The sequence below is a fragment of the Pseudorhodoferax aquiterrae genome, assembly GCF_014652235.1.
Classification (GTDB): Bacteria; Pseudomonadota; Gammaproteobacteria; order Burkholderiales; family Burkholderiaceae_C; genus Pseudorhodoferax; species Pseudorhodoferax aquiterrae.
Genome location: NZ_BMYK01000028.1, coordinates 39,214 through 53,610 on the forward strand (window position 1 = coordinate 39,214; position 14,397 = coordinate 53,610).

12 protein-coding genes are annotated in these 14,397 nt (G+C 71.8%); 4 read left to right on the plus strand and 8 right to left on the minus strand.

The annotated features are described in order from the left end of the window. Positions 1 to 2: 2 nt before the first annotated feature. The 5 genes from IE209_RS27850 to egtB form a co-directional block, all read right to left on the minus strand. Positions 3 to 3,629, minus strand: coding sequence for a hypothetical protein (locus IE209_RS27850; RefSeq protein ID WP_189690143.1), 3,627 nt, complete (start codon positions 3,627 to 3,629; stop codon positions 3 to 5). After that, the gene (locus IE209_RS27855; protein WP_189690144.1) at positions 3,626 to 6,271 is read right to left on the minus strand and encodes a DUF11 domain-containing protein; all 2,646 of its coding nucleotides are present in this window, start codon (positions 6,269 to 6,271) and stop codon (positions 3,626 to 3,628) included. The genes IE209_RS27850 and IE209_RS27855 overlap by 4 nt, the downstream gene beginning before the upstream one ends. A gap of 226 nt (positions 6,272 to 6,497) precedes the next feature. Continuing rightward, a complete protein-coding gene (locus IE209_RS27860; RefSeq protein ID WP_189690145.1) occupies positions 6,498 to 6,779 on the minus strand; it encodes a DUF427 domain-containing protein in 282 nt (93 codons plus the stop codon). A gap of 23 nt (positions 6,780 to 6,802) precedes the next feature. Beyond that, positions 6,803 to 7,705, minus strand: coding sequence for an L-histidine N(alpha)-methyltransferase (gene egtD / locus IE209_RS27865; RefSeq protein ID WP_229883093.1), 903 nt, complete (start codon positions 7,703 to 7,705; stop codon positions 6,803 to 6,805). A 65-nt stretch (positions 7,706 to 7,770) separates the two neighbouring features. After that, entirely contained in the window at positions 7,771 to 9,063 is a 1,293-nt protein-coding gene (gene egtB / locus IE209_RS27870) for an ergothioneine biosynthesis protein EgtB (RefSeq protein ID WP_229883089.1), read from the minus strand. A gap of 224 nt (positions 9,064 to 9,287) precedes the next feature. Between egtB and IE209_RS27875 the strand changes: the two genes are divergently transcribed. Continuing rightward, complete coding sequence (locus IE209_RS27875) at positions 9,288 to 9,725, plus strand: universal stress protein (RefSeq protein WP_145549413.1); 438 nt, start codon at positions 9,288 to 9,290, stop codon at positions 9,723 to 9,725. 62 nt (positions 9,726 to 9,787) lie between these two features. On the opposite strand, the gene IE209_RS27880 is transcribed toward IE209_RS27875, so the two are convergent. From IE209_RS27880 to IE209_RS27890, 3 genes are all read right to left on the minus strand, one after another. After that, positions 9,788 to 10,018, minus strand: a complete 231-nt coding sequence (locus IE209_RS27880) for a hypothetical protein (RefSeq protein ID WP_189690147.1) — start codon at positions 10,016 to 10,018, stop codon at positions 9,788 to 9,790. Between the two features lie 181 nt (positions 10,019 to 10,199). Then, complete coding sequence (locus IE209_RS27885) at positions 10,200 to 12,089, minus strand: sensor domain-containing diguanylate cyclase (protein ID WP_189690148.1); 1,890 nt, start codon at positions 12,087 to 12,089, stop codon at positions 10,200 to 10,202. A gap of 125 nt (positions 12,090 to 12,214) precedes the next feature. Next, entirely contained in the window at positions 12,215 to 13,042 is an 828-nt protein-coding gene (locus tag IE209_RS27890) for a hypothetical protein (protein WP_189690149.1), read from the minus strand. A gap of 304 nt (positions 13,043 to 13,346) precedes the next feature. Here IE209_RS27890 and IE209_RS34245 point away from each other — a divergent pair, with 304 nt between their 5' ends. The 3 genes from IE209_RS34245 (at position 13,347) to IE209_RS27900 (ending at position 14,361) form a co-directional block, all read left to right on the plus strand. After that, positions 13,347 to 13,481, plus strand: coding sequence for a hypothetical protein (locus tag IE209_RS34245; RefSeq protein WP_268245979.1), 135 nt, complete (start codon positions 13,347 to 13,349; stop codon positions 13,479 to 13,481). Between the two features lie 114 nt (positions 13,482 to 13,595). Then, positions 13,596 to 13,859 (plus strand): hypothetical protein, encoded by a 264-nt coding sequence (locus tag IE209_RS27895; protein WP_189690150.1) that lies wholly within the window; start codon positions 13,596 to 13,598, stop codon positions 13,857 to 13,859. Positions 13,860 to 13,995: 136 nt separating this feature from the next. Then, positions 13,996 to 14,361, plus strand: a complete 366-nt coding sequence (locus tag IE209_RS27900) for a PAS domain-containing protein (RefSeq protein ID WP_189690151.1) — start codon at positions 13,996 to 13,998, stop codon at positions 14,359 to 14,361. Positions 14,362 to 14,397 lie beyond the last annotated feature (36 nt).

Genomic DNA, 14,397 nt, shown 5'->3' on the forward strand with positions numbered 1-14,397 from the left:
GTTCAGTACGTTCCCACCAGATTGATGTACCAGCCGCGGTAGCGCCAGCCGAAGCGCGTCAGGTCGTCGCTGAAGTCGGTGAAGTTGTAGCCCACGCCCAGGCGCAGGTTCTTGGTGATGTCGCGGTCGATGCCGAGCAGCCAGCCCTGGCGCGTGCCGCCGTCCTTCACCCCCAGCCAACGGTACTCGGCCAGCGCGTGCCACCGCTGCGGCAGCGTGTAGCGCGCCTGCACGGCGGCGAAGCGCGTGCTGGAGTCGAACCAGGGGCCGGTGCCGCGGCCCGCACGCGCAGCGCCCTCGCGGTTGGCCAGCTTGGCGGCGAACTCCCACTGGTGGTCGTATTTGTAGATGCCCTCCAGCGAGACCACGTGCGCGCGCTGGTCGTAATCGGTGTTGCCGATCTGGCCCAGCGAGAGCAGGTCGTAGAGGTAGGTGTAGCGGCCCAGCAGCGCGTAGCGTGCGTCGTCGTGCGGCCGCCAGGCGAAGCCCACACCGGCCTCGGCGAACCTGGCACCGGCCAGGGCATCGATCTCGTCCCGCGTACGGGAGTAGTTCAGCCGCGCCGACACGCGCCAGTCCTCGTCGAGCTTGTGGTTGATCCGGTTGGTGCTGACCCACTGGCGGCGGCGCTCGGCGCCGGTGTCCTCGCGCCATTCGAGCTTGCTCGACCACTCGGTGATCGGCGAAACGCGGCCCGCACTCACGCTCACGGCGCGCCGGTGCACGGTGCCGGCGCTGGATTCCAGATCGCCCTTCTGCAGCGTGAAGCCCGTGCTCCAGCCCACGGCGGGATAGAAGTCCATGCCGAAGGTGTGGACCAGTCCGTTCGCCGCCGGCTCCTTGAGGTACTGGCTCTCGTTGTACAGGTTGCTGCGCTCGCCCAGACGCCAGCGCTGGCCCAGCGTCCAGCCGCTTTGCAGGCGGTTGTTGAACAGCGAATCGAAGTCGCTGGTGTCGGTGGCGTGGGTGACCCTGCCGTACAGCTGGTGGTCGGCGTTGAGCCGGTATTCGCCGCTGAGTTGGGCCGCGTTGCCGCGGTCGCCGCGCGTGATCTCGCCGCCCAGCACCGAGAGGTTGTCGAAGCGGTAGCGCGCGCCCACGGTGGCGGCGTCGTTGTCGGGGTAGCGCCCGCCGTCGTCGTCCAGCGTCTGCTGGGCAATGCCGTAGAGCTCCAGCTGCGGCGTCACGCGGCGCGCGTACTTCACCGCACCCAGCGTGCCTTCGGCAGTGCCGCTCAAACGCTCCTGCGTGATGCGGCGCAGCTCGCCGGTCACGGTGTCGTCCTCGGTCGGGCGCCATTGCGCGGTCAAACGGGTCTGATCCAGCGCCTCGGCGCCGCGCGTGGCGCGGCTGTGCTGGGCCAGGATCTCCAGCGTGTCGCTGACCTGGCCACGCACTTCCACGCCGACTTCGAGCCGGTCCACGCCGTAGTCTTCGTTGGACGCCGAGAAACCGGCGTCCACGCGCCGCCACCAGGCGCCCAACGTCCAGTTGCGCTCGGTCCAGCCGAGTTCCTGCAGGCTGGCCCTGGCCTCGGCCAGCGTGGCGTGGCCGGCGCGCGGGCCCAGCCCGGAGTTGCGCTGCGCGAAGCTCAGGCCGCCGTTGCTGGAGACGAACACCGACGCGCCGGTGGCCTGGCTGTTGCTGCGCTCCAGCCGCAGCGTGGTGCCGCGCCCGGCTTGCAGCGTCACATCGGCGCCGCGCAGCTGGTAATCCTGGCCGGCGCGGCGCTCGTCGACATAGGTCGCGCCCACGGCCACGTGGTCGCCCAGCCACTGCTTGCCGCGCAGGCCGGCCGCCAGGTTGCCGCTGTCGAAACCCGTGGGAATCCACTCGTAGTCCACCACCAGGTGCTGCTCCAGCCCCGCCAGCGGCGTGTCGCGCGTGATGCCCTGCAGCCCGTCGTCCACGAGTTGGAGCAAGGCGCGCAGCAGCACGATGCGGCCCTGCAGGTCGTTCATCTCGTAGTCGGTGCCGCGCAGCAGCTGGCGTCGGCTCTCCACGCGGCCGGTGCTGCGGTTGCGCTGCTCGACCACCACCACTTCGGAGCCCGGCAGGATGTCGGTATGGCGCAGGTAGTACAGGCTGCCGCCCGTGCCCAGGAACTCGCTGTGGCCCGGTGCGGTCTGCGCCTCCGAGGCGAAGGCGCGCATTTGGGTCTTCGCCTCGCCCCAGGGATTGGTGCCGGTGGAGCGCCACTTGGCGGCCGCGCCGTACAGCGAGCGGATGTACTGGCCGTAGGCCGTGCCCGTGAAGCCGGTCTGGTAGTTGCCCCACAGGGCCTGGTTCTTGTCCCAGTCCACGCGCAGGTAGAGCCGGCCCTGGGTGTCCACATCGCGCACGGTGGTGGAGTCGTCGCCGTAGGTCGGGTAGTACAGGTCGGGGTCGAGCCGGCGGAAGATGTCCTGCGGATCGGCCCTGCCGAAGCCCGAGAACAGCCGGCGCACGTCGCGCTCCTGCGTGTCGGCCTGGGCCGTCACGAGGTAGGTGCCGGCTATCTTGGCCTTGCCGTAGAAGGCCAGCCGGCCGTTGCCGAGCACGCTGCGCTCGCGGCCGTTCAGCGCCAGTTCGCGGCCCGGGCCGCTGGCTTGGTTCTGGAACACCGTGAGGTCGGCGATGCCCACGCCGAACAGGTGCTTGCCCGTGACATCCACCTCCAGCACATGCCGCAGCGGCGCCTGGCCCGGCGCACGCACCGTGAGGTCGAAGCGGTGCAGGCCCACGGGCGAGAGGAACTCGGCCACGAACTTGCGTTCCAGATCGGTCGGGTAGCCCTGGCCGTTGATCTCCAGCGCCGCGCCCTCGGGCAGGTTGCGCCCCTGGATGCGGATGCGCGAACCGTAGAGCGCGATGTTCTGCTGGCGCAGGTCGTTGCTGGCGAACACGCTGTCCACCAGGCGCTGGGCCTGGGCCTGTTCCAGGCTCAGGGCCGCACCCAGGCTGCGCTCGGTGGCCGCGCGCAGCCGGCTGTCGCTGCGCTCCACGTCCTCGGGCCGGGCCAGACGCAGGCTGCGCGGCAGTGTCTCGTCCACGGCGCCATCCGCACCGTAGGCGCGTAGCACGTAGACCAGCTCATCGCCCGTGCGCAGCGGAAAGCGCGAGGCCGGCGCGCCGCTCCACTGGACCTGGGCCACCGCCGCCACCGGCATGGGCAGCACCGCCAGCGGTTCGGTGTAGGCGGTGTCGCTGGCGCGGTAAACCGTCAGCTCCAGCCGGCGGATGAAGGCCGGGTAGTTGCTGCGCAGGTAGAACGGCACGGCGCGCGTGAGGCGGCCGTTCTCGAAGGCCACCTCGGCCGGTCCGGAGACGCTGAGTTCGGGCTGGCCCAGCGCCGGGTCTTCGGTGGCCCAGACGATGCCGCCGTTCGGCAGCAGCAGCGACAGGCCTGTGGCTGTGGCCGCGCGCCCGGCCGGTGCCGGCGGCAGAGGCTGCGCGTCCGGCGCGCCGCGCGGCTGCAGCTGGAACAGCGGGCTGCCGTCGGAGGTGCTGCAGCCCTCGGGCCCGCAGCCGGGTGCGGCGCTGGCCGCGGGGGTGGCCGGTGCCGCGGACCGCAGCACCTGGGCCCAGGCATCCGGCGCGCCGACCGAGGCGATGGAGAACAGGGCACAGCCCAGCAGGCGGCGCGTCATGGCTGCACTCCGGTCGGCTGTGCCGCCATGTCGGGCGCGAACTGCACGCGTTGGCGCAGCGCTTCGGGCAGTGCGGTCTGGAGGGCGGTTTGCACGGCGCCGGCACGGGCCAGGGCCAGCGCGGCCGGCGCACCGGCGTCCTGCGCGATCAGCACGCGGCCGCCGCCATCGCGCTGCAGCTGCTGGGCCAGCTGGCGCAACAGCGGGCCGGCGGCCGGCCGCAGCGTGGCCTGGCCGGTGTCGAACAGCGCCGTGCCCAGCAGCACGCCCCCCTGCAGCTGGGTTGCCAGCGCCCCGCCCGGCGCACGCAGCACCACGCGCAGCGCGCGGGCGCTGGCCGGCAGCAGGCGCGGCACCAGTGCACTGCGCACGGCATGGGCGCGCGCCAGGGCCAGCGCGGCGTCGCCGCGCACATCCAGCACCAGCATGCCGCCGCTGCCGGCGCCCTGCAGTTGCTGGGCCAGCGTTTCCAGCGCCGCGCTGTGGGCCGGGTTCAGGCCGGCCTGGCCGGTCTCGAACAAGGCCTCGCCGAGCAGGATGTCGACAGGCAACGCCTGGCCGCCCACGCGCTGCACGGGCAGGCGCACGCCGAAGTCGAAGCGCACCGGCAGGCCCGGCGTGATGCGGCGCACCAGCGGGTTGGGCGTGCTGAGTTCGGCCCCGGCCGGCAGCGTGGACGGGTCCACCTTGAGCACGAAGTTGCGGCCGAAGCCCTGCGTGCCGCCCGAGATGCCCAGCAGGTGGTAGCGGCCGTAGGCATCCGTCTCCATGAGCAGGCCCTCGGCCGAGGCGATGCGCACGCCGGCGATGCCGCGCTCGTCCACGCCCAGGTTGCGCACCACATAGTCCACCACGTAGCCGCCCTCGCCCAGCGCGACCTCGCGGCGCACCTCGGGCAGTGCGCCGTTCAGGCCCTTGGCAGCGTCGCCCTCGCGCTCGATGCGGGTGCGGCCGGCGGCGTCCATGTGCAGCCGCAGGCCCTGGGCGCTGTGCAGCACGAAGTCGTCGCGGAACGCCAGGGCGCGCAGGCGCTGGCGCAGCACGAGTTGGTGGTTCTCGGGCGCGTCGGCCTCGGACTGGCGGCCCGCAATGCGGCCCAGCGTGATGCCGTGCAGCAGCGGCGCGCTGGCATCGGGCACGGGCACGAAGCCCTGGCCGCGGTCGATCTCGGTCGAGCCGGCGATGTAGGCCTCGGGCGCGAAGCCGCCCTGCACGCGCACGGCGGTCAGGCTGGCCGGGTCCTGCCAGCCGTCGCCGTCGCGGTCGTCGAACACCGTGCCCAGGATCAGCGATTCGTCCAGCAGCGGGTCGGCCACCACCGTGACCTGCGCCGTCGCGGTGTTGGAGATCGGCCAGCCGCGCCGGTCCACCGCCTGCGCCTGGTTGCGGTGCACGCCCTGGCGCACGCCGGCGCCCACGCGCAGCAGGTAGCTGATGACGGCCTCCTGGCCGGTGGCGATGTCCAGGCCGCCGATCTGCAGGGGCGTCTGCGCGCTGCCCAGCGTGAAGGCGCCGTCGCGGTCGGCCACGGCCATGGAGCCCGCCACATAGCTGAAGCCGGGCGGCGGCGTGTCGAGGATGCGGCCGTCCACGATGTCGATGGCGCCGGCATTGGCCACGCGCAGGGTGTAGCGCACCAGGTCGCCGATGCGCGCCTCGCGCACGGCCACGCTCTTGACGATGCGCATGGCGGTGGGCTGCTCCAGCGGCGTGGTGACGACGCAGCGCGCGCCGCACAGCGCGCTGTCGACGTTGCCGCCGTCGATGCGGTTGACGATCTCGGTCTGGCCCGCGGGCGGCGCATCGGCGATGCGAAAGCGCACGGCCACCGTGGCCGTGCCGCCCGCCGGCACCTGGGCCACCGCCAGCGGCACGGTGGCCGGGCCCGCCACCGGGCCGGCGAAGCCCGCGGCGCCTTCCACGCCGACCAGCGTGGCGCCCGCCGGCACGTTCTCGTTGAAGCGGTAGTTGCTGGCCGGCTGGGCATCGGCATTGGTGACCGTGATGGTGTAGCCCAGCGTCTCGGCGAATTCCGCGAGGCCCGCCTGGGTGCCGCTCTCGCTGGTGAGCAGCTTGGCCACGGTCACGCCGCCGATGGGGTGGATGGTGCTGCAGTTGCCGGCCGTGCAGCCGGTGGCCGTCACCGTGTTGGCCACCGTGCCGCTGGCCGCGACCACCGTGGCCGTGTAGCGCAGCGCATGCGTGCCCACCGGCGTGCCGGCCGGCAACGTGAAGCTGCGCGTGTTGCCGCTGCCGCCCGCATTGAAGAGCCCGGCGCTCAGAACCTCGCCGAACACCAGGCCGGCGCTGAGCTGATCCTGCAGAACGATGGGCGCCGTGGTGGCGGCGTTGGCCACGGCCACGGTCAGCGTGTAAGTGACGGTCTGGCCGCGCCGCACCGAAGTGCCGCTGGCTGGCTCGGCGCTCTTGGCGACCGCATCGACCCAAACCGGGGCGGACACCGTGCTGGTGTTGTCGCCAGCGCAATCGGTGGGGCCGGGCAGGCCGCAATCGGGTTCGTTGACCCCCGCCGGTGGCGTGATCGTGGCGGTGTTGACCACCGTGCCCTGGGCATGCACCGGCGCCTGCACCCCCAGTGCGAACAGCAGTGCTGCGCCGGCGAGCCAGCGGCTGGTGTGCATCAGCCGCACCGGCCGTCGACCCTCAGGCCGCGTGCGAGGTCCCTCCCAGGATGCGCCATAGATGCCCTTTCCGCGGGTCCCCACGCGCAACGCCGGGGCACGCATTTCAAATAGTTTTCAGCAACTGCTGAGAAATCTACTGTGAAAGTGCGTGCTGCGCATCAACTTTGATGCGCACGGATACAAATTCATGACTGTGGCGCAACAGGGCGCCGTGCATGCAAACTCAGGGCTCGATCTTGACGCCCTTCCAGAACGCCACGCGGTCCTTGATCTCGGCCGCCTCGGGCTTGGGATCGGCGTAGTACCAGGCCGCATCCTGGTTCAGCTCGCCGTCGACCAGCAGCGAGTAGTAGCTGGCCTGGCCCTTCCAGGGACAGGTGGTCTTGTGGTTGCTGAAGCTCACGTAGGCGCGGTTCAGCGAGGACATCGGGAAGTACTGGTTGCCCTCGAGCAGCACCAGGTCGTCGCTCTCGGCGATGGTCTTGCCGTTCCAGACTGCTTTCATCGGTCGCTCCTCAAAAATGCCCATCATGCCGGAGCGACCAGCCAGTGCAGGCTGAACAGGCGGTTCGGGTCGGTCCAGACCGGCCCCGGCGTGAAGCCGGCCTCCTGCGCGAGCGCGCGCAGGCCGTCCACGGTGAACTTGTGCGAGTTCTCGGTGTGCAGCGTCTCGCCTTCCTCGAAGGTGTAGCTCTGGCCATCCAGTTGCACGCGCTGGGCGCGGCGGCTCACCAGGTGCATCTCGATGCGCCGACGCGGGCTGTTGTAGAAGGCGCCGTGCGCGAAGCCGTCCAGGTCGAAGTCCGTGCCGAGCTCGCGGTTGGCGCGCGCCAGCAGGTTCAGGTTGAAGGCGGCCGTGACGCCCGCGTCGTCGTTGTAGGCCGCATGCAGCACGGCCGGGTCCTTCACCAGGTCGGCGCCCAGCAGCAGCGCGCCGCCGCGCAGCACGCGCGCGGCCATGCGCAGGAAGCGCAGCGCCTGCTCGGGGTCGAAGTTGCCGATCGTCGAACCGGGGAAGAAGCCCAGCCGCATGCCAGCCTTGCGCGTGCCGGCAGGCAGTTGCAAGGGCTGCGTGTAGTCGGCCACGACCGGGTGCACGGCCAGGCCGGGGTAGTCGCCGCGCAGCTGGGTGGCCGCCTGTTCCAGGTGCTCGCCCGAGATGTCGATCGGCACATAGCCGACCGGGCTGTCGAGCGCGTCGAGCAGCAGCCGCACCTTGCGCAGCGAGCCTGCGCCGAACTCCACGACCTCGGCGTCGTGGCCCGCCAGCGCAGCGATCTCGCCGGCATGGCCGCGCAGCAACGCCAGTTCGGTGCGCGTGGGGTAGTACTCGCGCAGTTCGCAGATCGCGTCGAACAGCTGGGAGCCGCGCGCGTCGTAGAAGTACTTGGGCGAGATGCTGCGCCGGGGCGCGCGCAGGGCGGCGTGCATGTCGGCGCGGAAGTCGCGCTCGGGCGCGCTGTCCACCACACGCAGATGGGGTTGCATGACGAAGCTCATTCGGCGGTCTCCTGGCTGGCTGTGGTGCAGGCTTGTGGATCGCGCGCCAGCCGCAGTCCCGAGAACTGCCAGCGCGCGTGCGGGGGAAAGAAGTTGCGGTAGCTGGGCCGTGCGTGGCCCGCCGGCGTGGCCAGGCTGGCGCCACGCAGCACGATCTGGCCGACCATGAACTTGCCGTTGTATTCGCCCACGGCGCCGGCCAGCGGCTTGAAGCCCGGATAGGGCTCGTAGGACGAACGCGTCCACTGCCAGACCTTGCCCGCCATGTCGCGCAGGCCCGCGGCAGCGTGCGCGGCCTCCCATTCGAACTCGGTCGGCAACCGCGCACCGGCCCATTCGGCATAGGCCGCGGCCTCGTAGAAGCTCAATTGCATCACGGGCTCGGCCGGGTCCAGCGGCTGCACGCCGGCCAGGCCGAAGACCTGCCAGTCGTCCGAGGGCGCGCGCGGGTCGCCGGGCGCGAGCCAGTAGGCCGGCGCCTGCCAGCCCTGCGCCTGCACCTGGGCCCAGCCGTCGGACAGCCACAGGCCGGCACGGCGGTAGCCGCCATCCTGCACGAAGCGCAGGTAGTCGCCACAGTTCACGAGCCGGTCGGCGATCTCGTAGGCCGGCAGCAGCCGGCGGTGGCGCGGGCCCTCGTTGTCGAAGGCGAAGCCGGTGCCGTCATGGCCGACCTCGACGATGGCCTCGGGCCGGCGCAGCCAGCGCAGCGGCTCGGGTTGCTCGCGCACCAGCCGCAGCGGTGCCCCCTCGGCCGGCGTATAGGCCGGCAGCAAGGGGTTGCACGACAGCGCGTGCAGCATGTCGGTCAGCAACAACTCCTGGTGCTGTTGCTCGTGTTGCAGGCCCAGTTCCAGCAGCGGTGCCGCCGCGGCCCAGGCCTGCACGTCGGCCTCGACCGCGAAGCGCTCGATGGCCGCGTCCACATGGCGCCGGTACGCCAGCACCTGCTCGACCGAGGGCCGCGTCAGCAGCCCGCGCTGCGGGCGCGGGTGGCGCGGCCCCAGCGCCTCGTAGTAGGAATTGAAGAGGTAGAAGAAGCGCGCGTCGAAGGCCGCATAGCCCGGCCACAGCGGCTGCAGCACGACCGCTTCGAAGAACCAGCTGGTGTGCGCCAGGTGCCATTTGGTCGGGCTGGCGTCCGGCATGGACTGCACGCACTGGTCCTCGGCCGACAGCGGCGCGGCCAGGGCCAGTGAATGGGCCCGCACCGCCGCCAGGCGCTGCAGCAGGCCCTGGCGCGGCGGCGACACGGCCGACAGGTCGGCAGGGCGAGAGGAAACGGTCATGCAAGGCCTCGTTCTCGTCGATTCTTGTGCGGCTTCGCACAGCGAAGCGCCCACCATAGGCGGGAGTGCCGCTGCACTGCGTCGCTGCCAGGCCGCTGCCGTCGTCGGCCGCGGCCTGGGCCCGGTGCAGGACCAAGCCTACACCCGCACAAGGGCAATCCCCGATTCGACGCGAACACGGCGCTTGCCTAGACTGCCTTCACCACAACCCAGGGAGTTCCGCCATGTACAAGCGCATCCTGCTCGCCTACGACGGTTCCGAGGCCGGACAGAAGGCCCTGCTCGACTGCGGCGACCTGGCCCACCTCAGCGGTGCGGCCCTGACGCTGATCGCCGTGATGCCCCTGCACGTGGGCTCCATCGGCCTGGAGGTCGGGGTGTACGACCAGGTGGCCGAGGAGCGCGAGCGCGGCCGCCACCAGTCGGTGCTGGACGCCGGCCTGGCGCGGCTGCGCGCGGCCGGCCACCAGGTCAGCGGCGAAGTCGTGACCGGCGACTCCGTCACCGAGATCACGCGCCGCGCCAAGGAGATCGATGCCGATCTCATCGTCGTCGGCCACAAGCACCTGGAGAACTGGGCCGCGCGCTGGTGGCAGGGCGCCATCTCCGGCGCGCTGATCGAGCACGCGCACTGCAGCGTGCTGGTGTCCATCATCCGCTGAGAACGGCCCTCACGGCCGCGCGCTGGGCGGCTGCAGGCCGCGCCGGCCGCAGCCGCTCGGCCCTACCACTCCAGCGCGCCGCGCGCCGAATCACGCGTCAGCGCGAGCCGGGCCCGTCCGAGCGCGGAGATCCGGCGCACCACGGCGATCGTTCCGGCGTCGGCGGCCGAGCGGCCGATACCGCCTTCGACGAGGCCGGCGCGCAGCAGCGCCTCGACCTGCGCCACCAGCGCAGGGGTGGCGACGCGGAACGGAAAGTTCGCCCGTTCCATGCGGCGCAGCAGCTCCAGCAAGGCGTCCTCGCCGTCCCCCGCGGCTGCCTGCCCTACGCGCTCTCCATCGGCCACGTCGCCTCCCGTTCGTGTGTGCGCCCGATCTTAGAGAACCCGCATGGCAGCTTCGTCCCGTCTGGCTGGTAAACCTGACAGGTCGAGCGCCGGCCGCAGCGCGGCTCGCCCCACCGCCGTGGCGCCTTCAATGCGCGGGAATGCGGTGCAGCAGCGCATCGGCCCGGGCCAGCAGCACCGTCCAGGACTGGCCCGGGGACAGGCCCCAGGCCACGCCGATGCGCACGGTGCTCGCCACCCGCTGCGATTCGATCTCGAACGGATCCTGTGCGGCCGCGCTGATCTTGCCGGCCACCGCGCCGGCATGCTGCGCATCGGCGATCTCGGCCAGCGCGACGGCGAAGGTGCTGCGCCCCAGGCGTGCGACCGCATCGCGGGGCCGCACCAGTCCACCCAGGCGCTGCGCGAGCAGCTGCAGCAGCCGGTCGCGCACGGCCGGGCCCTGCAGCGCCGGCACGGCGGCGTCCGGCTCCAGCTCGATGCACAGCACCGCCAGCCGGGCACCGCCGTTCTCCGCCATCTGGCGCTCCATGTAGGCGACGAAGCCCGCCCGGTTCAGCAGCCCCGTCAGCGCGTCGCGCTGGCCCTGCGGCAGCAGCGGGCCCTCGCCGACGCGGTGCCGGTGCACCGCATGCGCGACCTGCACGAAGCCGTCCGTGCGGCCCGGCTCGTTCCACAGCGGAATGCAGGTGACGGCCCAGTGCGCGCCATCGCGCCGGCCCAGGGCTTGCGTCTCGAAGCCCACGGTCTCGCCGGCCGCCACGCGTTCGAGCCAGGGCAGACGGCGCTCGTACTCCGCGCGTCCCAGCACCTCGGCCAGCGGCCGGCCCAGGATCTCCGCACGCGGTGCGCCGCACCATTGCTCGAAGCTGCCATTGGCGAACTGCAGCACGCCATGGCGGTCGACCACCGACACGTTGGCCGGCACGGCCTCGATGACCGCACGCAGCGTCGCGCTCTGGCGTGCCACCAGCTGCTCCAGGCCCTTGCGCTCGGTCACGTCTTGCAGCGCGCCCAGCATGCGCACGGGCCGGCCGTGCTCGCACACGACCTCGCCGATCGCGCGGACCCAGATCGCGCGGCCCTTGGCCGTGACCAGGCGCAGTTCCAGATCCCAGGGGCGCCCGGCGCGCATGCCGGCCTCCAGGGCCTCCCGGATGGCCGTGCGCGATTCCGGCGCATAGAAGCCGATCGCCTGCTCGACGGTGGGGACGAAGCTGTCGTCGACCTCGTGGACCCGGCGCGTCTGCTCGGACCAGGCCAGGTGCCCGCTGCGCAGGTCCAGCGCCCAGCCGCCGATGCAGGCGATCTCGCCGGCCTGCGACAGGAACTGCTGGCTGGAGCGCAAGGCTTCCTCCGCACGCGCGCGACCGCAGGTGTCGTCGCCCGCGCGGTGCAGCAGTGCATAGACGAGCTGGTCGTCGACCGCGTCGTCCGCGCGCGACGCCTGTTCCCGCAGCGCCTGCGCGCGGACCTGGGCACGCCGCGGCGCAGCGTCGGCGCAGAACCGGTCCTCGCGGCGCAGCGCCGCGCGCATTTCGAGGGCCTGCGTGGCAATGGCCGCCAGCGCTTGCAGCATGTCGATCTGCCCGTCCTCCAGGCGCCACGGGTGCGGAGCCGCCACGCACAGCGCGCCGATGCGCGCGCCATCGGACAGCACCAGCGGCGCTCCCGCGTAAAAGCGGATGCCGGGGGGGCCGCGCACGCTGGACTTGTCGCGAAAGCGCGCGTCCTTGGTCGCATCCGGCACCAGCAGCAGCTGGTCGCCCTGGATCGCGTGGTGGCACAGCGCCGCCTCCCGGGGCGTCTGTGACCCCTGCAGGCCCACCTGGGCCTTGAACCACTGGCGTTCGGCGTCGATCAGGCTCAGCGCGGCGATGGGGGTGCCGCACACCCGTGCGGCCGTGTGCACGATGGTGTCGAACACTTCCTCCGGACCGCTGTCCAGCACGCCGAGCCCGTGCAGCGAGGACAGGCGCTGGGCCTCCGACAGGCATGCGGCTGCGCGATGGTGCATCGGCATTGCTCCTTTCTGGGCGGCCGATCGGGCAGTGGAGCCACGATCCTGCACGGGCGTCCGCCCAAGGGCTGCCGGACAAACCGGACACCGGGCGTCAGCGCGGCGCGCGCGGCACGTCGGGCTCAATGCCAGCGCGTCGACCCTGCCGGGGGCGCCGGCTCGTCCACAGGTTCCAGGCCCAACGCGCATGGCACGGCGCTGCACCCCGGCACATTCGCGCTCCAGGCGGCCGCGGGTTTGAGCAGTTCCAGCGCGCATCCGATGGCGTCGGCGAGCGCCCGCTGCGTTGCATCCGTGCAGGGCGGGCCGCCGTGGGGGTACAGAAACGGCGTGCCCGCACCGTCCGGACAGCCCGCCATGCCCACCAGCAACACGACATGGTCCTGCAGGCGCAGTTCCGTCTGCGCGACCAGCGCAAGGTGCGCGCGCGCCGCGGCATCGCGCTGCGAGGTCGCCGTGGCAACGAGCTCCTTGGCCGCGGCGAACCGGCCGGCGCACAGATGCAGCTTGAGCAGATGCACTTCTCCGAGGGTCAGAAACATGGCCTCGTGGGCACTCAGCAACCAGGGCAGCAGGACCGGCTCGTCCCCCGGTCGCAGCTGCGCGCCATGCAGCGCATGGGCGATCGCAGCCTGCTGCGGCCCGGTCAGCGCCGTGTCGCGGTGACGCGGCGGCTGCGGCCCGGCGATGGCCAGCGGCACGGCGAACAGCCGCGAGCGTCGGCCGTCCGGCGCGCCGACATGCTCCTCGCTGCAGCGCATCGCGGCCGCATGGATCTGCGAACGCAGGGCTGCGCCGGCGACCGAGGGACCGCTCTGGGCGGCAGCGATCCCGATCAGGCGTTGCAGCGCCTGGGGCGGCCGTCCATCCACCATGCCGCCCAAGGCCTCGACCAGCGCATCCTCGGCCAGTTGCCGCTCCAGCACGCGTTCGGCCTGCTGGCGCAGCAAGGCCGCCTGCGACGCCAGACCGTCGGGCCGTGCCTGCCCTTCTCCCCATGCCTGCATGGACATCTCCCGCGCTGTTGGATCGCGTGGGAGATTGCACCTGTCCGGGCCAGCGCACATCCTTCAGATCAAGGAGGGCTGCGCAGCTGCGGCAAGCCAGGAGCCCGGCGAGCACAGGCGCTCGGGCATCCGGCCGGTGTGCGGCGCACGCCGCACCTGACACGCCTTCGGAACTGCCGCCTACCCATGCCGCACCGCACTGCACGCATGCTGGCGCCATCCAATCCAAACCAGGAGAGCGCGGATGATGAATTTCTCGTTGTGGATGGCACTGGCCTATGCGCAATCGGAAAGGATGAGCCGGCTGATGCTGTGGCCGCTGTGGCCCTGTGCGGCCGCCGCGAGGCCCGGGCCGCAGGCCGCCGAGCCGCAGGAGCGTTGACGCCGGGCGCAATCCAAGCTGCTGTCCTACGCAGTACCGTGCGGGGCGTCGTCACAATTTGCGACATGTCTGCGGCGTGCTTCGCCGCGCGCATGTCGCAAAGGTGGTGCTGCCATGAACGAACAACTGTCCTTCCCCGATCTGCAGCAGGCGGCGGCTTTCGCGCGCTGCGTCGCGCGCAATTGTTCGACCGGTGTTCTGAGCGCCGAGGTCGAGGGCCAGGAACAGGCCGTGCGCGCCCTGGCAGCCCGCATGCAGACCGGGCCGCTGCGTGCGCAGTTCGGCCCGCAGTCCATCAAGCTGCTGCGCTTCACGGTGCTGGACCAGGGCACGCCCTCGCGCCTGGTGTTCCTGGCGGACTACCGACGCCACGCGTGAACCGCATGCAGCGCCGTGCGGCGCAAGCCCATCTGCGCGGCCGGCGGTCCGCCCACCGCATCTGCAGCGTGCCGGCGCCGCTCGTGCCGGCATCCGGACGCAGCACGGGTGGATGCTTCGCCCGTCTGGAGACGCCATGAACCTTCCCACCCACGCCGAGGACGCCGTGCGCCTGCTCGAAACCACGGACGTCGACCGGCTCGACGTCGGCGTCATCGGCTTCGACCAGCACGGCCTCGTGCGCGTCTACAACCGCACCGAGTCCGTCGCCGCGGGGCTGGCACCCGAACGCGTGCTGGGCCAGCATGTGTTCGACACCGTCGCACCGTGCATGAACAACTTCCTCGTGGCCCAGCGCTTCGCCGATGCCGCCGAGCGCCAGGAGGTCCTGGACGCACAGATCGACTACGTGCTGACCCTGCGCATGCGGCCCACGCCCGTGCGCCTGCGGCTGCTGGCCCTGCCGCAGGCGGCGCACCGGTACATCCTGGTGAGCCGATGAAATGAAACCAGCACGGTCCGGACTTCTCCCTTCGTG